This is a genomic window from Diaphorobacter sp. ED-3 (genome assembly GCF_027625375.1).
GTDB classification, from domain to species: Bacteria; Pseudomonadota; Gammaproteobacteria; order Burkholderiales; family Burkholderiaceae_C; genus Diaphorobacter; species Diaphorobacter nitroreducens.
Map to the genome: position 1 here is coordinate 3,915,105 of NZ_CP115182.1, position 18,334 is coordinate 3,933,438.

At 67.6% G+C, this 18,334-nt stretch carries 16 protein-coding genes; 7 read left to right on the forward strand and 9 right to left on the reverse strand.

The genetic code is table 11. The features are described 5' to 3' along the window. Positions 1-110: 110 nt before the first annotated feature. The 5 genes from PCQ86_RS18920 (at position 111) to PCQ86_RS18940 (ending at position 5,970) form a co-directional block, all read left to right on the forward strand. Positions 111-980: an IclR family transcriptional regulator gene (locus PCQ86_RS18920; protein ID WP_270174481.1), complete on the forward strand. Its 870-nt coding sequence runs from the start codon at positions 111-113 to the stop codon at positions 978-980. Further along, entirely contained in the window at positions 977-2,128 is a 1,152-nt protein-coding gene (locus PCQ86_RS18925; protein ID WP_011807057.1) for a thiolase family protein, read from the forward strand. The genes PCQ86_RS18920 and PCQ86_RS18925 overlap by 4 nt, the downstream gene beginning before the upstream one ends. A gap of 5 nt (positions 2,129-2,133) precedes the next feature. Further along, positions 2,134-2,511, forward strand: a complete 378-nt coding sequence (locus PCQ86_RS18930) for a Zn-ribbon domain-containing OB-fold protein (RefSeq protein ID WP_011807058.1) — start codon at positions 2,134-2,136, stop codon at positions 2,509-2,511. A gap of 181 nt (positions 2,512-2,692) precedes the next feature. Then, on the forward strand, positions 2,693-3,679 hold the full coding sequence (locus PCQ86_RS18935; protein WP_270174482.1) for a tripartite tricarboxylate transporter substrate binding protein: 987 nt from the start codon (positions 2,693-2,695) through the stop codon (positions 3,677-3,679). Between the two features lie 203 nt (positions 3,680-3,882). Continuing rightward, positions 3,883-5,970, forward strand: a complete 2,088-nt coding sequence (locus PCQ86_RS18940; RefSeq protein ID WP_270174483.1) for an acetate--CoA ligase family protein — start codon at positions 3,883-3,885, stop codon at positions 5,968-5,970. A gap of 235 nt (positions 5,971-6,205) precedes the next feature. On the opposite strand, the gene PCQ86_RS18945 is transcribed toward PCQ86_RS18940, so the two are convergent. The 9 genes from PCQ86_RS18945 to PCQ86_RS18985 form a co-directional block, all read right to left on the reverse strand. Continuing rightward, positions 6,206-6,919 (reverse strand): glutathione S-transferase N-terminal domain-containing protein, encoded by a 714-nt coding sequence (locus PCQ86_RS18945; protein ID WP_270174484.1) that lies wholly within the window; start codon positions 6,917-6,919, stop codon positions 6,206-6,208. 14 nt (positions 6,920-6,933) lie between these two features. Beyond that, positions 6,934-7,695: a 3-oxoacyl-ACP reductase gene (locus tag PCQ86_RS18950; RefSeq protein WP_270174485.1), complete on the reverse strand. Its 762-nt coding sequence runs from the start codon at positions 7,693-7,695 to the stop codon at positions 6,934-6,936. 18 nt (positions 7,696-7,713) lie between these two features. Further along, positions 7,714-8,106, reverse strand: coding sequence for a VOC family protein (locus tag PCQ86_RS18955; RefSeq protein ID WP_011807063.1), 393 nt, complete (start codon positions 8,104-8,106; stop codon positions 7,714-7,716). Positions 8,107-8,426: 320 nt separating this feature from the next. Next, positions 8,427-8,894 carry a hypothetical protein gene (locus PCQ86_RS18960; protein ID WP_270174486.1) on the reverse strand — a complete coding sequence of 156 codons (468 nt, stop codon included), beginning with the start codon at positions 8,892-8,894 and terminating at the stop codon, positions 8,427-8,429. Positions 8,895-8,956: 62 nt separating this feature from the next. Then, positions 8,957-10,183 carry an IS256 family transposase gene (locus PCQ86_RS18965; RefSeq protein WP_011805843.1) on the reverse strand — a complete coding sequence of 409 codons (1,227 nt, stop codon included), beginning with the start codon at positions 10,181-10,183 and terminating at the stop codon, positions 8,957-8,959. A gap of 45 nt (positions 10,184-10,228) precedes the next feature. Further along, positions 10,229-11,122, reverse strand: coding sequence for a hypothetical protein (locus PCQ86_RS18970; protein ID WP_270174487.1), 894 nt, complete (start codon positions 11,120-11,122; stop codon positions 10,229-10,231). A gap of 185 nt (positions 11,123-11,307) precedes the next feature. After that, entirely contained in the window at positions 11,308-13,080 is a 1,773-nt protein-coding gene (locus PCQ86_RS18975) for a DEAD/DEAH box helicase (RefSeq protein WP_270174488.1), read from the reverse strand. A 317-nt stretch (positions 13,081-13,397) separates the two neighbouring features. Then, on the reverse strand, positions 13,398-13,748 hold the full coding sequence (locus PCQ86_RS18980) for a DUF4124 domain-containing protein (protein ID WP_270174489.1): 351 nt from the start codon (positions 13,746-13,748) through the stop codon (positions 13,398-13,400). Between the two features lie 4 nt (positions 13,749-13,752). Beyond that, positions 13,753-16,698, reverse strand: coding sequence for a DNA topoisomerase III (locus PCQ86_RS18985; RefSeq protein WP_270174490.1), 2,946 nt, complete (start codon positions 16,696-16,698; stop codon positions 13,753-13,755). A gap of 110 nt (positions 16,699-16,808) precedes the next feature. Here PCQ86_RS18985 and PCQ86_RS18990 point away from each other — a divergent pair, with 110 nt between their 5' ends. Further along, entirely contained in the window at positions 16,809-17,450 is a 642-nt protein-coding gene (locus tag PCQ86_RS18990) for an SET domain-containing protein (protein WP_270174491.1), read from the forward strand. Continuing rightward, the gene (locus tag PCQ86_RS18995; protein WP_270174492.1) at positions 17,447-18,304 is read left to right on the forward strand and encodes a biotin--[acetyl-CoA-carboxylase] ligase; all 858 of its coding nucleotides are present in this window, start codon (positions 17,447-17,449) and stop codon (positions 18,302-18,304) included. The genes PCQ86_RS18990 and PCQ86_RS18995 overlap by 4 nt, the downstream gene beginning before the upstream one ends. Positions 18,305-18,334: the final 30 nt, after the last annotated feature.

Genomic DNA, 18,334 nt, shown 5'->3' on the forward strand with positions numbered 1-18,334 from the left:
GCGGCGCAACTGTTTTAGCCATTGAAATTTAAAACACGGTCTTTGACCAACTACCGCACCCACGCCTAAATTTCATGACAGATCACGTTTCATCCAAAGAAACACACGCCATGCCCCCCACCCCCTCCAGCGCACGCCCCAAGGCCGTGGTGAACCACCTGCCCGGTGGCAGCACGTCCACCGTGGAGCGCGCCATGCGCGTGCTGCGGGTGATGTCCGAGGGCGGCAACGCGCGCCTGACCGACATTGCCGCCGCGGCCGAACTGGACAAGGCCACCACACTGCGCCTGCTGGAGGTGATGGTGCGCGACGGCTTCGTCGCGCGCGATGCGCAGAGCAAGCAGTTCTCGCTGGGGCCCGAACTCATGGTGCTGGGCGCGGCCGCGCTGCGGCGCTTTGACCCGCGGCCGCTGGCACGCCCCAGCCTGCTGCGGCTGGTGGGCCAGTTCGAGGACAGCGTGGTGCTGTCCATCCCCAGCGGCGTGGAGTCGCTGTGCATCGACGTGGAGGAAGGCACCTACCCCATCCGCGCCAACTACCTGCGCGTGGGCAGCCGCCGCCCGCTGGGCGCCGGGGCCGGCAGCCTGGCACTGCTGGCCTGGATGCCCGAGGCCGAGCGCGAGGCGGCGCTGGAAATCCTCGCCAGCCAGATGAGCCGCTACCCGCGCATCACGCCCGCGCTGCTGCGCGAGCGCATCGCCGACGCGCGCGAACGCGGCCACGTGGTGCTGCTGGACGTGGTCGTCGAGCGCATGGGCGGCATCGCCGTGCCCGTACTCGACCCCGAGGGACGCCCCGTGGCGGCCCTGAGCATTGCCGCGCTGAACGACCGCATCCTCGCGCGGGAAGCCGCCATGGCCCAGGCGCTGATGCGCGAATCCACCGTATGCCAGGTGCGCTGGTCCGAGGCCGTGCGCACCAGCCGCCGCCAGGCCGGCGCAGCCTCCCCCTCAAGAACCCTCCCGGAGACCCTGCGATGACCCCACCCTCCCCCGCCTACCTGCGCGGCGCGGGCAGCACACCCTTTGGCCGCCACGAAGGGCGCGGCGCGCTCGACCTGATGGCCGGCGCCGCGCACCAGGCGCTGGCCAGCGCCGGCCTGGCGCGCGCCGACATCGACGGCGTGCTGTGCGGCTACGCCACCACGCTGCCGCACCTGATGCTGTCCACGCTGTTCTGCGAGCGCTTCGCACTGGCGCCGCACTACGCGCACAGCATGCAGCTGGGCGGGGCCACGGGCGCGGCCATGCTGATGGCCGCGCGTGAGCTGGTGCGCTCGGGCCGCTGCCGCAACGTGCTGGTGGTGGCGGGGGAGAACCGCCTCACGGGCCAGTCGCGCGACAGCTCCATCCAGACCCTGGCCCAGGTGGGCGACGCCGACTACGAGGTGCCCAACGGCGCCAGCGTGCCCGCGTACTACGCGCTGATGGCCTCGGAATACATGCACCGCACGGGCGTCACCAGCGCCGACCTGGCCGAGTTCGCCGTGCTCATGCGCGCCAACGCCGCGCGCCACCCCGAGGCGCACCTGCGCACGCCCATCACCCATGCCGAGGTGCTGGCCGCCAAGCCCATCGCCGCGCCGCTGTCGCTGCTGGACTGCTGCCCCATTTCCGACGGCGCCATGGCGTTCGTCGTCTCGGCCGAGCCCGGCCCGCACGCCCCTGTGCGCCTGGCGGGCGCGGGCCAGGCGCACCGCCACCAGCACCTCACCGCCATGGCCGACGTGATGCGGTGCGGCGCATCCGATGCCGCCGCCCAGGCCTTTGCCGAGGCCGGCCTGACCCCTGCGGACATCGACTACCTGGGCATCTACGACTCTTTCACGATCACGCTGGTGATGCTGCTCGAAGAGATCGGCTTCGCGCCGCGCGCCGGCGCCGCCGCACGGGCCCGCGCGGGCGACTTCGCGCCCACGGGCGCGCTGCCGCTGAACACGCACGGCGGCCTGCTGTCGTTCGGCCACTGCGGCGTGGCCGGCGGCATGGCCCACACCGTGGAGGCCTGGCGGCAGATGACGGGCCAGGCGGGCGAGCGGCAGATCCGTGCGCCGCAACGCGCCTTCATCCATGCCGACGGAGGCGTGATGTCGTCCCACGTGAGCCTCATTCTTTCAACGGAGGGCTGACCGCCATGACCTCGCTGGCAACCCCTTTCAACGACGGCCTGCGCGCGGGCGTGGTGCGCTTTCAAAGCTGCGCCGCCTGCGGCCATGCCCAGACCCTGGCGCGCTACGCGTGCCAACGCTGCGGCCACGACGGGCTGGACTGGCGCGACGCCGCCGGCACCGCCACCGTGCGCGCCACCACGGTGGTGGCGCGCGCGCCCTCGGAGGACTTCCGCGCGCTGGCGCCCTACACGCTGGCGATCGTGCAGCTCGACGAGGGCCCGCGCCTCATGGGCCACGCGGCCGCGGGCGTGCAGATCGGCGAGCGCGTGCGCGCCGAATTCTTCGAGCACCTGGGCCGGCCGCTGCTGCGCTTCGTGCCAGATGAAGCAACACCCCCCTGAGACGCTTCGCGTCCTCCCCCCGCTCTCGCATTGCTGCGCAACGCGGGCAGGGGGACGCAGCCCTCGCTGCGGGGCGGCGCGGCCGGCCCAGGCCCTTGCTCGGCTGTCCTGGTTTCGGTTGCGCCAGTTGCATCGGCCGCGCTTTTCATCCATCGACTGAAAGATCACAAGGAGACAAACCATGCCATTCACCTCTTTACACCGCCGCCGCTTCACGGGCCTGGCCTGCGCCGCGCTGTGCGCCGCCGCCACGCCCTTTGCCTGGGCCAGCGACTACCCGAACAAGCCCGTGAAGCTGGTCGTGCCCTACCCGCCCGGCGGCCCCACCGACATCGTGGCGCGCGTGGTGGCGCAGAAGCTCCAGGAGCAGATGGGCCAGCCCTTCGTGATCGACAACCGCCCCGGCGCGGGTGCCAACATCGGCGCCGAAGCCGTGGCCCGCAGCCCCGCGGACGGCTACACGCTGGTGGTGGCCACCACGGCGCATGCCATCAACCCCTCGCTGTTCAGCAAGCTCAACTACTCCATCACCAAGGACTTCGCGCCTGTCTCGCAGCTCACCAGCGGGCCGCTGGTCATCGTGACCCACCCCGCCACGCCGGCCAACAACGTGAAAGAGTTGATCGCGCTGGCCAAGTCCAAGCAGGGCGGGCTCAATTACGCGTCGTCCGGCAACGGGCAGTCCACGCACCTGTCGGCCGAGCTGTTCAGCGCGTCGGCCGGCGTGAAGATGGCGCATGTGCCGTACAAGGGCAGCGCGCCCGCACTCACCGACGTGATGGGCGGCCAGGCGGACCTGATGTTCGACACCATGCTCTCGTCCATGCCGCACGTGAAGGCCGGCAAGTTGAAAGCGCTGGCCGTCACCAGCAGCCAGCGCTCGCCCAGCGCGCCGGACATCCCCACGGTGGCCGAGTCCGGCCTGCCCGGCTACGAGGCCATCGCCTGGAACGGCGTGCTGGCGCCCGCGGGCACGCCCAAGGAAGTGGTGGACCGCCTGAACGCCGAGCTGAAGAAGGCGCTGGACAACCCCGAGGTGAAGCAGCGCTTCGAGGCCCAGGGCTTTGCCGCCGCCTGGAACACGCCCGCCGCCTACGCCGGCTTCCTGCAGGCCGAGGTGGACAAGTGGGGCAAGGTGGTCAAGGCCTCCGGCGCCCGGATTGACTGAGGCCCGCTGAATGGCCGCGCCGCGCGCCACACGCTCGCCCCGCTGGGCGCTGCGGGGGCGGCGCGGCCGGCTTCAGGCCCCGGCCGGGTTGCCGCCGAGCTGGCGTGTGCTGGCTGCCTGCGCCGCGCCCCTGTCCCTGCCATTGCATTCCACGGCCCTGCCAGCGGCGGGGCGACTGAACGCCCAACGTCTCGCAACCCATCATGTCTGACCTTCTTACCTCCGCACTCAACCCCCGCTCGGTCGCCATCGTTGGCGCCTCCGAGAACATCCACAAGATCGGCGGCCGGCCCATCCACTACATGCAGCGCCACGGCTACCGGGGCACCATCTATCCCATCAACCCGGCGCGCGAGGAAGTGCAGGGCCACAAGAGCTACGCCGGCCTGGCCGCGCTGCCCGAGGTGCCCGACCTGGCGCTGATCGCCGTGGGCGGCGACAAGACGGTCGCCGCCGTGGAGGAGTGCGCCGCGCGAGGCGTGAAGTCCGCCGTGGTGATCGCCTCGGGCTTTGGCGAGACGGGCCCCGCCGGGCGCGAGCTGCAGGACCACATGGTGGCCACCGCGCGCGCCGCCGGCATGCGCCTGTACGGCCCCAACACGCAGGGCCTGGCCAACTTCGGCACGGGCGCCATCGCGGGCTTTTCCACCATGTTCATCGAAGTGCCGCCCATGGACGGCCCCGTGGGCATCGTGAGCCAGAGCGGCGGCATGAGCGCCATGGCCTACGGCCTGCTGCGCGGGCGCGGCCTGGGCGTGCGCCATGTGCATGCCACGGGCAACGAGGCCGACGTGACCGCGTCCGAGATGGCCTGGGCCGTGGCGCACGACCCCGATGTGCAACTGCTGCTGCTGTACCTGGAGAACATCGCCCACCCCGAGATGCTGGCCGCCACCGCCGCCTACGCGCGCGAGCGCGACCTGCCCATCGTCGCGGTGAAGGCCGGGCGGTCGGCCAGCGGGCAGAAGGCCGCGTCGTCCCACACGGGCGCGCTGGCCAACGAGGACCGCACGGTGGACGCCTTCTTCAAGCACCACGGCATCTGGCGCGTGCGCGACCCGCATGAGCAGGCACGCGCCGCGCACGCCTACCTGAAGGGCTGGCGCCCCGAGGGCCGCCGCCTGGTGGTGATCAGCAACTCCGGCGCCAGCTGCGTGATGGGCGCCGACGCCGCCGAAGACATGGGCCTGTCCCTGGCGGAGCTGAGCCCCGCCACGCAAGCCGACGTGGCCTCCAAGCTGCCGGGCTTTGCCACCGCCAGCAACCCCATCGACGTCACCGCCGCGCTGCTGTCCAACAGCGGCCTGTTCGGCGACGTGCTGCCCGCCGTGGCGCAGGACCCGGCGGCGGACCTGTTCTTCCTGAACATTCCCGTGGCCGGCGCGGGCTACGACGTGGACCGGTTCGCCCGCGACGCCGCGGCCTTCGAGGCCGCGACGGGCAAGCCCGTGGCCGTGGCCGCGTGGCAAGAGAGCGTGGCCGCGCCCTTTCGCGCGCACGGCATCGCCACCTTCCCCAACGAGGGCGAGGCCATCGCCGTGCTGGCCCAGGTGGCCGGCCACACGGAACGGATGCGCCAGCCGCGCGCCACGTGGCCCGCATTGCCCCACGTGCAGGTGCCGGCCGGCGCACAGGGCTTTCTCAACGAGGTGGACAGCCTGGGCCTGCTGGCGCGCCACGGCGTGCCCACGGTGCCCATGCACCTGTGCCGTACCGCCGACGAGGCGCGCGCAGCGTTGGACGCCATCGGCGCGCCCGCGGTCGTGAAGGCCTGCTCGGCCGAGGTGCCGCACAAGTCCGAGCACGGGCTCGTGGCCCTCAACGTGCAGACGCGTGAGCAGGCGGCCGAGCTGTTCGAGCGCTTCTGGGCCAAGATGGACGCCATGGGCGTGCAGCGCGACGGGGTGATCGTGGCGGCCACGCGCAAGGGCCAGCACGAGTTCATGGTGGGCGCGCGCATGGACCCGATCTTTGGCCCCGTGGTGGTGGTGGGCGACGGCGGCAAGTACGTGGAGGCGCTGAAGGACTGCGCCGTGCTGCTGCCCCCGTTCTCCGAGGCCGACGTGCAGGCCGCGCTGCGCACGCTGCGCATCGCCCCGCTGCTGGATGGTGTGCGCGGCGAGCCGCCGCTGGACGTGGCCGCCCTGTCGCGCATCGCCGTGGCCGTGGGCCAGGTGATCGCGGGTGCCGGCGGCGCCATTGCATCGCTGGACCTGAACCCGGTGATGGTGGGCGCCGCAGGCCAGGGCGCCGTGGTGGTGGATGCGCTGGTGGAAGTATCAAAAGCATAGCTGCTCGCGCTTGCTACATAAGCGCTAGAGCCGTTTTTGACCATGAACCGGCGCGCTGGCCGGGGCGCGGCGCACGCCCACCCTGGTGCGTGCGCTTGTGCCGCGCCGGGCCGGATGCGTGAGGGCTCGCCGCGCCACGCGTGCGCCCTGGGCGGGGTGGGCCTCGGGCGGGTCAGCCCCGCGCCGGGATGCCCCGCGCCTGACTAGCCCCGTGCCGGATCAGCCCCGCGCCGGGTTAGCCCCGCGCCGGGATGCCCCGCGCCGGAATCTCCAGCCCCCGCTGCACGGCGGGGCGTGCCACGAAGGCCGCCAGCACGCGCTGCACCTGCGGGAAGGCGTCAAAGCCCACCAGATCGCCCGCGCCGTAGAAGCCCACGAGGTTGCGCACCCAGGGGAACACGGCGATGTCGGCGATGGTGTAGTCGCTGCCCATGATCCAGTCGCGGCCCGTCAGGCGCTGCTCCAGCACGCCCAGCAGGCGCTTGGATTCGGCCACGTAGCGGTCGCGCGGGCGCTTGTCCTCGTAGTCCTTGCCCGCGAACTTGTGGAAGAACCCGAGCTGCCCAAACATCGGCCCCACGCCACCCATCTGCCACATCAGCCACTGCAGCGTCTCGTAGCGCGCGGCGGCGTCCTGCGGCAGAAAGCGCCCGGTCTTCTCGGCCAGATAGACCAGGATGGCGCCGGACTCAAACAGCGCCAGCGGTTGGCCGCCGGGGCCGTTGGGGTCGAGGATGGCGGGGATCTTGTTGTTGGGGTTGAGCGCGAGGAACTCGGGCGAGAGCTGGTCGTTGGTCTCAAAGCTCACCAGGTGCGGCTCGTACGGCAGCCCCGTCTCTTCCAGCAGGATCGACACCTTCACGCCATTGGGCGTGGGCAGCGAATACAGCTGCAGCCGGTCGGGGTGCGCGGCGGGCCACTTGGCCGTGATGGGGTGGGTCCATGCCATGGGCAACTCCTTTTTCAATCCTTGACGAGGCCGCAGTCCACCACCAGGTTCTGCCCCGTCACGGCGCGGCCCCAGGGCGAGAGGAAGAACAGCACCGCGTCGGCAAACTCGGCCGGCGTGGTCACGCGGCGCAGCGGGGTCAGGCTGGCGATCAGGTCGAACACCGCCTCGGGCGTGGCGCTGCTGGCGTCGGTGGTGCGCAGCAGCCCGCCCGACACCATGTTCACCGTGATCCCATCCGGCCCCAGATCGTGCGCCGCCGTGCGCGTGAGCGACAACAGCGCTGCCTTGGCCGCCGTGTAGTCGTGGTACGGCACCACCGGGTTCTGGAACAGGTTGGTGCCCACGTTCACGACACGCCCGAAGCCCTGCGCGCGCATGGCGGGCAGCGCGGCCTGCATGGTGTTGAGCGCGCCCTTGACCGCGCCCTCGATCTGCTGGCTGAAGCGCGCCCAGGTGATCTCGCCCAGCTTGGGGCGCGCATCGCCGTCGAACGAGAACTGCGCCAGCGCGTTGTTCACTACGGCGCTGATGGGGGCGCCGGTGCGCTCGCGCGCGGTGGCAAACAGGCGCTGCACGGCGGCCGCATCGGTCACGTCGGCCTGCAGCGCAATGGCGCGCGGGCCCAGCTCGTCGGCCAGCGCCTGGGCGGCGGCATCGCTGCGGTGGTAGTTGATGACCACGCCCGCGCCCTCGCGCGCCACGGCGCGCGTGATGGCCTGGCCCAGGCCCCGGGCGCCGCCCGTGACCAGCACCCATTGTTCAGACAGTTGCATGCGTGAACGCTCCGGGGGTCAGGCGGCCTTGGGCGGGCGGTGCAGCACGCACAGCTTGTTGCCGGCCGGGTCACGCAGATAGGCCAGGTACAGCCGCCCACCCGGCGCATGCTCGCGCCAGCCCGGCGGGTCTTCACACGTCACGCCGCCGCTGGCCACGCCCGCCGCATGCGCCGCATCCACCTGCTCGGGCGACTCGGCCGCAAAGCCCGTCGTGGCGCCGTTACCAAAGCAGGCCGGCTCGCCGTTGATGGGCGCGGAGATGGCAAAGGTGTTGCCCGCGTGGCGCCAAAAGGTGCGGCCCTTGGGGTCGGTGAAGCCAGGCTTGCAACCCAGGGCGCCCAGGAAGGCGTCGTAGAACTGCTTGGATTGGTCGGGGTTGCTGGCTCCCAGCATGACGTGGCTGAACATGGGGGTGGGTCTCCTTGATCCTTGGTGAAGCGCGTTGGTGCGCCCTATGTGGGCTGATGCGCAGCGGCTGAGGCCGCGCCGAGGATGGTAGCCGGCAACGCTACAAAGTGCAGGAGCAAGACCAAACGGTCAATGATTGGACCTCTATCGGCCAGGCGCAATCGGTCGTCAAACGGGAAACCAGTCTTTCAATGTTCGAGCTAAGCTGCCCGCTCGGGTAGAAAGCGTTTGGCAGCGAAGGGCAGGATGCCGTAGACGTCTGGAGCGGCAAAGCGATGACTGCCGTAGCGGGTCAGTTTGAGCGAGGAGTTAGGCCTCACTTAGGCCGCACTGGCATGAGCAAGCAACTCCCGGACCTTGATTCGAGCCGCGTAAACACTTGAGGCGACGATGAACTGGCCTGCAATCGCGGTCAAGAAGAGCAATAGACCGGTACCGTTGCTGATGCCGGATTTCGCGGCCCATGGGACTAGGGAGACAGCGGCGAAGATGAAGCAATAGATCAGACCAACCCAAACGTGAGCCTTGAGCAATGGGTAGTCCGGCCATTCGGTGAGCACTCTGATGGACTCCTTGTCTTCTTGCAGCAAAAGGCGAGATTCGTTAACCACCCACATGCCGATGCCGACCGGTGCCACGAGCATGTACCTCAGGAACTCTTCACTCAGCGACAGGGCATTCGCCAGCGAATCCAGTTCTGGCTTAAAGACAAGCCAGATCATTCCGGCAGCAAAAAGAACAAGCGCCTCAAAGCTCAGGGCAATGACGCGAATCCAGTAGAGCAACATTGTTGATCAATGCCCCATGTCCCGCTGGGCGTGTCCGAATTTTTGTGTAAACGGGTCGGACTTCAATTGACGGAGATGCGGTCTCCGAACTGAATGGTAAAGCGGGTCAGCGCGGCCTTCCAATCCCGGATGGGCATGGTCCACTTCTGGCTGATGTTGCGCAGCGCCAGGTAGAACAGCTTGGTCAGCGCCTCGTCGCTGGGGAACGAGCCCCGGTTCTTGGTCAGCTTCCTCAGGCTCATGTTCACCGACTCGATGGCATTGGTGGTGTAGATGACCTTGCGGATTTCCGGCGGGTAGTCAAAGAACGGGGTCAAGCGGCTCCAGTTCCTGCGCCAGGACTGGCCGATGGGCAGGTACTCGGCATCCCATCGGGCCTCGAACTCTGCGAGCATCAGTTCGGCCTCCTCGGCGGTGGCGGCCGTGTAGATACGGCGCAGGTCGGCCGCCACTTCCTTGCGGCGCTTCCATGAGACGTAGTTCAGGCTGTGACGCACCATGTGAACGATGCACAGTTGCACCACCGCCTTGGGGAAGACTGCCTCGATGGCGTCAGGGAAGCCCTTGAGCCCATCGACGCAGGCGATGAAGATGTCCTGCACGCCCCGGTTGCGCAACTCGGTGACCACCTGCAGCCAGAACTTGGCGCCCTCGGTCTGGGCCAGCCACAGGCCCAGCACCTCCTTGTCGCCCGTCATGGTGATGCCGATGGCCAGGTACACCGCCTTGACCCGCACCGCGCCCTCGCGCACCTTCACATGGATGCAGTCCAGATAGACGATGGGATAAATCGGCTCCAGCGGTCGGGCCTGCCAGGCCTTGACCTCGTCGGCCACGGCATCTGTCACCGAGGAAATCAGGCTGGGTGAGACCTCGGTGCCGTACATCTCTTCGAGGTGGGCCTGTATCTCGCGCACCGTCATGCCACGGGCGTACAGCGAGATGATTTTGTCGTCGAAGCCGGCCCAGCGGGTCTGGTGCTTGGGGATGAGCTGAGGCTCGAAGCTGCCATGGCGGTCGCGTGGCACTTCGATGGGCAATTCGCCGAACTCGCCCTTGAGGGTCTTCTTGCTCTTGCCGTTGCGGGTGTTGCCAGCGGGGTTGGCCACCGCCTCGTTGCGTTCATGGCCCAGGTGCTCAGTCAGCTCAGCGTCCAGGGCTCGCTCGACCAGCAGCTTGGTAAGTTGCTTGAGCAGACCGTTCTCGCCGATGAGGTCTTCGGGCTTCTTGTAGTTGGCCAGCAGGCCAGACAGCAGTTCTTCGGGTACGTCGTGTTTCTTGGTGTTCATTGTGCTTACGGACAGGCCGGCTTACGCCGGCGGTGGATTGTCCGTTTACACAAAATTCTGCACACCCTCGTCCCGCTCTTCGCTGACGCGCTCAAAATGCATTCTCGCGGCTGTTGCCAGCATTTCAGGCTCAGGCTCCTTCTCGAAGAGAAAGCTCTTCTGTGATTCTGCCGTACGGACGACGACCTCTGTATCTCCTTCTATGCCCACGGCTTTTCCGTGTCCATAGCCATCGGCCGCCATGAGCATTGCTGCATCAGTTATGTCTGGCTCCGACTTTGGCTGGTACTTCGGGTTCTCAAGAATCCGTTCGATCAGCTTCACCAGTTCGGTCGATAGGCCCTTACTGCTATCGGTCGTTTCCCGTATGGCGACTTCGGTCGCTTGTCGTCGTTTGACATACTTGTCCAGACTACCCCACAAGCGCCCGAAGAGAGGGTTTGGTGGGTGTACACGCGCAGAGAGCTCGGTAATCTTGTTCAACGAACTGAGCTTCTCAAGAAACGCACGGTAGTCGGCAACGGGCTCAATCGTGCAGTCGACAAAAAAGTTGTCGTAGGCGGCTTCAATGATCGCCTTGAATCGGCGCGGAAACACATCCTCCTGAATTCCGTTCCAAACATGAAGAAACGCAATACCGGAGAACTCAGGCAGATATACAAACGGCGCACTGGCCTCCAGCAAGTTAGGCGCAACTGCCTCGACTTGCTGCTTGGTTGGCTCGTCAACGAGTTTGACCGTACCCTGACGCGAGAATTTGGCGAGATTTCCGAAGACATAGGGAGAAGTTGCACTTCGCCGATCCGTTACGTCTGTGATGGTCCAAACAAACTCACCGATTGGCACAACAGGGGCCTTGGCAATCGCATCAAGCAGGCGGGATTGATTTAGTTCACCGAGCTTAATAACTCGCGAAAGATAGTAGCGACCCCGTTTCATGTGGTTATCCTTCCCAATTGTTTATCGTGTGTCGAACTCAATACACACTTGCCGAAAGTGGCTGCAGGTGGCACGGTCAGCCCGCTGGATGCCACAGAAGAATTTGAGATCTGAAGCGCTGCTTTTCGAAATGTGAGTGAAGGGCAGCAGAGATTCGAAAGTAGCCACCAAACATCTTTCAGAATTTATAAAACCAACAATCTCTGCGTAGCCCGCGTCGTGGCCACATAAACCACCCGCGCCTCCAATATGGCTTCCTGGTTTTCTGCGGCTTTTGCATCCGAGCCTTTTTCAGTCATCACCGCCACCACCGGCCACTCCAACCCCTTACTCGCATGCATCGTCATCACTTTGATGGAGTCTTCTTCGGGGCGGTAATCGCCTGAGCGCTTGCGCACCCGGTGCGGCAGCCCCTTGCGCGCCAAAGCCGTGGAGCATTCATCCATCTCCTTGTGATGCCTGCACAGCACGGCCATGTCGCCCCAGGCGTGGCCCTGAGCGTGCTGGTCGGCCAGTAGTTCGGCCATGCGTGCCACGCGCTCGGGCAGGGTGGGCAGGTCGATGACGATGGGCTCGGGGCCTTCGCGGCCGCAGCTCAGGGGTTGCAACAGGGGGATGCCGTCGTCGCCGCCCTCGGCGTCTTCGGGCTTGAGCATGTCGCCCGCCATGCGGTGGGCCAGCTGCAGGATCTGCCGCGTGTTGCGGTAGTTGATCTTCAGGATGGTGGTGCGGCCGGCGGCCTGGATGCCCACGCTCTTCAGGCTGAAGTTCTTTTTCTTGGTGCGGTCGTAGATGCTTTGCGCGTCGTCGTACAGCAGCAGCAGGCTGTTGGTGGTGGGGTCCACCATCTGCGTGACCAGCTTGAGCCATTCAGGCGCGAAGTCGTGCCCCTCGTCGATGAGGATGGCGTGGTACTGGCCTGCGGGGATGTGGCCCGCGTCCACGCCGTTGATGACGCGCTGCACGTACTCCTGCATCAGCTTGTCCACGGGCCAGCCGCGTGTGTTGTCTGGCAGCAGGTGGTAGGCGACGAGTTGGTCGCGGCACCATTTGTGGAAGTGGCGCACGTGCACGCGCTCCGCCAGCCCCTTGGCCTGCATGGTGGCGGCCAGCTTCACGGCCAGCGGCTCGTTGTAGCAAAGGATGAGGATGGGCTTGCTGCCGGGCGTCTGCGTTTGCGCCAGGTGCTCGGCGCGGTAGCCCAGAATCATGGTCTTGCCCGAGCCCGCCACGCCGTGGATCACGCGGTGGCCGTCACCCAGGCTGCGGGCCAACTGCTCTTGTTGCAGGTCCATCACGCGCATGATGTCGGGCAGGCGGGCGTCTTCGTCATCGCCCTCCGCACCTGTGCCAAACAGGCTTTGCTGCTGGGGCACGCGCACTTCGGGAAAGAGTATCCAGCGCACGCGGTCCAGCTGCGGCAGCGTGATGGCGCCCTTGCCGAAGCTGTGAGGGAACATGGCCCACAGCCGCTGCTGGAAGGCTTCGGCGTCCACGTCCTCGTACATCTCGTCCTTGCAGATGGCGAGGTGCGGGGGGATGGCCTCGCCCAGGCCGGCGCCCTCAAACTGCTTGCGCGTGATGTTGGTGAAGACCACGCCATGGCCCCAGGGGAAGGCCAGCTTGCCCTGGTACGGCCCCGCGCCCTGCACGAGCTGTGGGTCGCGCTCCAGCGCGTTGACCACCTGAATGGCGCAGTGCCGCGCCTGTTGCAGTGGGCTGATGACGACCTTGAGCTGCCCGTCGGGCGCAATCTCGAAGCGCTCGCGCGTGGCGCTGCGGATGGTGTCCAGGCGCCAGTCCTTTACCTCCAGGATCAGCGCGCCCCGCCGCGGGTGCAGCACCACGAAGTCGGGCCGCGTCTGCTTGGGGCCAATGGGCACGTCCCACCACAGCAGGTAGTCGTCCTCGAGTTTCTGTTCCAGCCGCTCGGCCAGCCTGCGTTCACCCGACTGCATGCGCCCCGCGCATGAGCCAAGTGCGGGTATCAACGTCGCCATTCCTCCCCGCCCATCCCATTTGTTTCGGATTGAAACCTTATAGGCGGCGAAGCTGATTCCAAACTGACGAAAACCCCGAGCCTGCGGCATCCGGCTGGATGGGGGCACGGTGCGTGGCTTAAGACAAAAACGGCCCCTAGCGCTTATGCAGTAAGCGCTAATAGCTATCGGAACAGGAGCAACATGAATTCAGGGCGTCAATGCCCTGCAGTCACGGCGCTGCACCAAGCGCATCAGGGGAGCACCACGGCCCCCGGCGCCGCCGCAAAGCCCGCTCAGCGCGCCGGCAGGGACGTGACCGCCCCGTCCACCGTCTGCTCGCGGCTGCCCCGCGGGCACGGTTGGTCGGTGTAGATCACGCGGCCGTCGGGTTGCTGGCATTTGCGCGGCGGCGCCATGGGGGCCGATGCGGCACCGGCCGCGCCCTGTGCGGCGGGCGTGGGCCGGCCGGCCTTGCCCGGCGGCAGGGTGTCGGGGCCGGGGCGGGTGATCTTGCGCCACATCTGCGCGGCCCAGGGGGCGGCGTGGGGCGTCCATTGGTCGGCCGTCCACCACGCGGCGGCGGCGCCGGCAATGACGGCGGCGGCCAGGCCGCCCCAGAAGATGCGCTCGCCGCGGCTCAGCATGGCGTCAGGCCAGGTGCTGGCTCAGGATGCCGGCCAGCTCGAACATGCCGACGCGGTCCTTGCCGAAGACGGCGCGCAGCTTGTCGTCGGCGACGATGGTGCGCTTGTCCTGCGGGTCCTGCAGGTTGTGGGCCTTGATGTAGTCCCACAACTTCTTGACGGCCTCGGGGCGCGCCACGGGTTCAGTGCCAATCACGGCGGCCAGTTGGGCGCTGGGCGCCTTGCCGGCGGCGGTGCTGGCCTTGCGCGGGGTCTTGGCGGCCGTGGTTTTGGCCGCGGCCTTCTTGGCGGCGGCCTTGGTGGCAGGTTTAGAGGCTTTTACGGCTCCAGCGCCCGTCCCGCGTGCGCTGGCAGCTCCTGTTTTTGCAGCAGCCGTCTTGCGCGGCGGGTATTTGGATTCGCGCTGCTCGAACTCGAAGTTGACCTTGCCCGCCTCTTTGTCCCAGGCCAGGAAGGCCTTGAACGCGCGGCGCGTGCGCATGCTGACGAACTTGTCCAGCAGATCGGTCTTGCCGGTGGCCAGCAGCTTTTGCATCTGCGCGCGCTCCACGGGCTGCTGCAGGATGACCTTGCCGCTCTTGAAGGTGCACGACGGCGTGGGCTGCTGGGCGGTGGGCACGGATTTGCTGCACACGTAGTTGCTGCCGTGTTCATACACGGGGGCGCCGCAGCTGGGGCAGGCACCTAAGCTTTCCTGGCCGGTAAAGTCCACGATCTCGCCCGATTCCTCGGCGTTTTTGTCGTCGCCAAAGTCGAATTCGAGCTTGTAGTTGCCCGCCTCTTCGTCGCGGGCAATGGTGACCTCGGCCACGAAGGGCCAGCCGGCCTTGGAGCGGAAGCCCTCCAGCGGGCCGATGCGGCGGTCGCGCAATAGCTGCTCGGCCTCGGCGGTTTCAAACGTGCGGCCCGCGGGCGACTTGGTGAACGAGAAGCCGCAGCCCTCGCCCGCGCCGTTCGCGCCCGTGCAGGCGTAGCGGCGGTAGTTCTCCTTCACCACGCCGCCGCAGTTGGGGCACGGCGTGGACAGCGTGGCGTAGTCGCCGGGGATGGTGTCGCGGTCGTATTCCTTGGCCTTCTTGACCAGCTTCTCGGTCATGGCCTGGATCTGCTGCATGAAGGCTTCGCGGCTCAGCTGGCCCTTTTCCATTTGCGCGAGCTTGAATTCCCATTCTCCCGTCAGGTCGGCGCGGCACAGCTCCTGCACATCCAGGCCGCGCAGCAGCGTCATGAGCTGGAAGGCCTTGGCCGTGGGGATCAGCTCACGGCCCTCGCGCAGCATGTATTTCTCGGTCAGCAGGCCTTCGATGATGGCCGCGCGCGTGGCCGGCGTGCCCAGGCCTTTCTCCTGCATGGCTTCGCGCAGCTCTTCGTCGTCGATCTGCTTGCCGGCGCTTTCCATGGCGCCCAGCAGCGTGGCTTCGGAGTAGCGCGCGGGCGGCTTGGTTTTCAGGCCCTTGGCCTCGGCGAACTCGGTGTGGGTCATCTCGCCGGGCTTGACGGGCACCAGCGGCTGGCCCTTGTCGCCGGCCTTGCCGTCTTCGACCTCGTTGGCGGCTTCCTTGCCGTAGATGGCCAGCCAGCCGGGCTTGACCAGCACCTTGCCCTCGGTCTTGAACGAGTGGCCCACCACCTGGCTGATGCGCGTGGTGACCTGGTATTCGGCACTGGGGAAGAACACCGCCATGAAGCGGCGCACCACCAGGTCGTAGAGCTTTTGCTCGGCCTCGGACAGGCCGCTGGGGGCCTGCGTGGTGGGGATGATGGCAAAGTGGTCGCTCACCTTGCTGTTGTCGAAGATGCGCTTGGACGGGCGCACGTAGCCGTCGTCCAGCGCCTGCTGCGCGAACGGCGCCAGGTGGCGCATGCCGCTGCCGGCCAGCATGCCGAAGGTCTGCCTGGCCACGGGCAGGTAGTCCTCGGGCAGCGCGCGCGAGTCGGTACGCGGGTAGGTCAGCGCCTTGTGGCGTTCGTACAGGCTTTGCGCCAGGGCCAGCGTGGTCTTGGCGGAGAAGCCGAACTTGCCGTTGGCCTCGCGCTGCAGGCTGGTCAGGTCGAACAGCAGCGGCGATGCCTGAGTGGTGGGCTTGCTTTCCTCGGTGACGGTGGCGGCCTTGCCGCGCACGGCGTCGGCGATCTCCTTGGCCTGGTGGTGCGACCAGACACGGTCGGCGCGGGCCTCGGGGTCGTCGCTCTTCTTCCACTTGGGGTCGAACCACTTGCCCAGGTATTCGCCGGCTTCGGCATGAAAGCCCGCGTGGATTTCCCAGTAGTCGCGGCTGACGAACTTGCGGATTTTTTCCTCGCGCTCCACCACCAGCGACAGCGTGGGCGTCTGCACGCGGCCCACGGTGGTCAAAAAGAACCCGCCGTCGCGCGAGTTGAAGGCCGTCATGGCGCGCGTGCCGTTGATGCCCACCAGCCAGTCGGCCTCGGAGCGGCTGCGCGCGGCGCTGGCCAGGCCCTGCATCTGCTGGTCGCTGCGCAGGTTCTCGAAGCCGTCGCGGATGGCCTGGGGCGTCATGCTCTGCAGCCACAGGCGCTTCACGGGCTTGCCCAGCCCGCCCTTGGCGCCACCGGCGTACTGTTCGATCAGGCGGAAGATCAACTCCCCCTCGCGGCCCGCGTCACAGGCGTTGACCAGTTCGGTCACGTCCTTGCGCCTGGCCTGCTTGACCACCGCGTTCAGGCGGCTCTTGGTCTTGTCCACGGGCTTCAGGTCGAAATACGGCGGGATCACCGGCAGGTGGGCAAAGCTCCACTTGCCGCGCTTGACGTCGAATTCCTCGGGCGCCTGGATCTCCACCAGGTGGCCCACGGCGCTGGTGACCACGTAGCGCTCATTCTCGAAATGGTCCTCGTGCTTCTCGAACTTGCCGGCAACCGGCGTGAGGGCGCGCACGATGTCCTGCGCCACCGAGGGCTTTTCTGCAATTACCAGTGTTTTGGTCATTTTGTGGGTCTCTTACGCCATACCGCGCCCTGCTGGCGCTTCTACAATCCGCCTCACACGCGCGCACGCGCACGCATGTGTGCACACATTCAAAGTAACAGAGTTTCCCCATGCCCCGCACCGCTTCCACCGCCGCCCCCACGCCCGCCGCCGGTCGGCGCATCCAGACCCGGCGCTCGGGCGTGCATGGCAAGGGTGTGTTCGCCGTGCAGGACATTGCCGAGGGCGAGGTCCTCGTCGAATACACGGGCGAGGTCATCAGCTGGCAGGAAGCCCAGGACCGCCACCCGCACGACCCCGCGCAGCCCAACCACACCTTCTACTTCCACGTGGATGAAGACCGCGTGATCGACGCAAAGTTCGGCGGCAATTCCTCGCGCTGGATCAACCACAGCTGCGACCCCAACTGCTTTGCCGACGAGCAGGGCGGCCGCATCTTCATCACCGCGCTGCGCAACATCCGCGCCGGCGAGGAGCTGAACTACGACTACGGCCTGATCATCGAAGAGCGCTACACGCCCAAGCTGAAGGCCGAATACCCCTGCTGGTGCGGCAGCAAGAATTGCCGCGGCACGCTGCTGGCGCCCAAGCGCGGCTGGGCGCCGCCGGGCCTGGCACCCCAACCTCCCACCGAAAAAGCCGGGAAGGCCCCAAAGACCCGCAAGGCCGAGGAAGCCAAGGGCAGCAGCAAAGCCGGCAAGCCCGCCAAATCCGCGAAACCCCGCCAGGGCCGCAGGAGCGCCCAGCGGTGAGCCCCGCCGCCACCCCCGTGCGCTGGCCGGCCGAGGCCCTGTGGGAGGCGATTGCGCCGCTGCTGCCCGGCTTCACCGTGGAGGTCCTGCCCAGCATCGACTCCACCAACAGCGAACTCATGCGCCGCGCGCGCGACGGCCGGCTGGAGCCCACGCTGCTGGTGACGGAGGAGCAGACCGCCGGCCGTGGCCGCCTGGGGCGCGACTGGCACAGCGCCGCCACCTACCGCGACACCGGCGTGGTGCCCGCGCTCACGTTTTCGCTGGGCCTGCCGCTGGCGCCGCACGACTGGTCGGGCCTGTCGCTGGCCGTGGGCGTGAGCGTGGCGCAGGCGCTGCAGCCCGTCCTGCCCCCCGAAGGCAGCGGGCACCCGCGCATCCTGCTCAAGTGGCCCAACGACCTGTGGCTCCAGGATGGGCGCAAGCTCGGCGGCATTCTGGTGGAGACGGCCACCGTGACCGCGCCCGGCGCGGCCGTGCCGCCGCTGGTGGCGGGCCAGAGCCGCTACGTGGTGGTGGGCATCGGGCTGAACGTGTTGCCCGTGCTGGCCGACGGGCTGCGCACGCCCCCCGCGTGCCTGCGCGAGGTGGACACCACGCTCACCGCGGCCAGCGCGCTGCAGCGCATCGCGCCGCCGCTGGTGCATGCACTGCTGGGTTTTGCCGAGCATGGCTTCGCCCCCTTCCAGGCACGCTTTGCGCAGCGCGACCTGCTGGCCGGGCGCGCCGTCACGCTGAGCGACGGCACGCAGGGCACGGCCCACGGCGTGACCGAGGACGGCACGCTGCTGGTGCACACCGCGCGCGGCATGCAGCCCGTCACCAGCGCCGAGATCAGCGTGCGCCCGCAATGACCGCCACGCCGCGTTCCCCGCGCTTTTTGC

Coding starts and splice junctions, on each gene's coding strand:
- PCQ86_RS18985 (WP_270174490.1), bottom strand. CDS start 16,698: ATGACCAAAACACTGGTAATTGCAGAAAAGCCCTCGGTGGCGCAGGAC.
- PCQ86_RS18970 (WP_270174487.1), bottom strand. CDS start 11,122: ATGAAACGGGGTCGCTACTATCTTTCGCGAGTTATTAAGCTCGGTGAA.
- PCQ86_RS18975 (WP_270174488.1), bottom strand. CDS start 13,080: ATGCAGTCGGGTGAACGCAGGCTGGCCGAGCGGCTGGAACAGAAACTC.
- PCQ86_RS18980 (WP_270174489.1), bottom strand. CDS start 13,748: ATGCTGAGCCGCGGCGAGCGCATCTTCTGGGGCGGCCTGGCCGCCGCC.
- PCQ86_RS18920 (WP_270174481.1), top strand. CDS start 111: ATGCCCCCCACCCCCTCCAGCGCACGCCCCAAGGCCGTGGTGAACCAC.
- PCQ86_RS18925 (WP_011807057.1), top strand. CDS start 977: ATGACCCCACCCTCCCCCGCCTACCTGCGCGGCGCGGGCAGCACACCC.
- PCQ86_RS18960 (WP_270174486.1), bottom strand. CDS start 8,894: ATGTTGCTCTACTGGATTCGCGTCATTGCCCTGAGCTTTGAGGCGCTT.
- PCQ86_RS18930 (WP_011807058.1), top strand. CDS start 2,134: ATGACCTCGCTGGCAACCCCTTTCAACGACGGCCTGCGCGCGGGCGTG.
- PCQ86_RS18965 (WP_011805843.1), bottom strand. CDS start 10,183: ATGAACACCAAGAAACACGACGTACCCGAAGAACTGCTGTCTGGCCTG.
- PCQ86_RS18940 (WP_270174483.1), top strand. CDS start 3,883: ATGTCTGACCTTCTTACCTCCGCACTCAACCCCCGCTCGGTCGCCATC.
- PCQ86_RS18990 (WP_270174491.1), top strand. CDS start 16,809: ATGCCCCGCACCGCTTCCACCGCCGCCCCCACGCCCGCCGCCGGTCGG.
- PCQ86_RS18935 (WP_270174482.1), top strand. CDS start 2,693: ATGCCATTCACCTCTTTACACCGCCGCCGCTTCACGGGCCTGGCCTGC.
- PCQ86_RS18955 (WP_011807063.1), bottom strand. CDS start 8,106: ATGTTCAGCCACGTCATGCTGGGAGCCAGCAACCCCGACCAATCCAAG.
- PCQ86_RS18950 (WP_270174485.1), bottom strand. CDS start 7,695: ATGCAACTGTCTGAACAATGGGTGCTGGTCACGGGCGGCGCCCGGGGC.
- PCQ86_RS18945 (WP_270174484.1), bottom strand. CDS start 6,919: ATGGCATGGACCCACCCCATCACGGCCAAGTGGCCCGCCGCGCACCCC.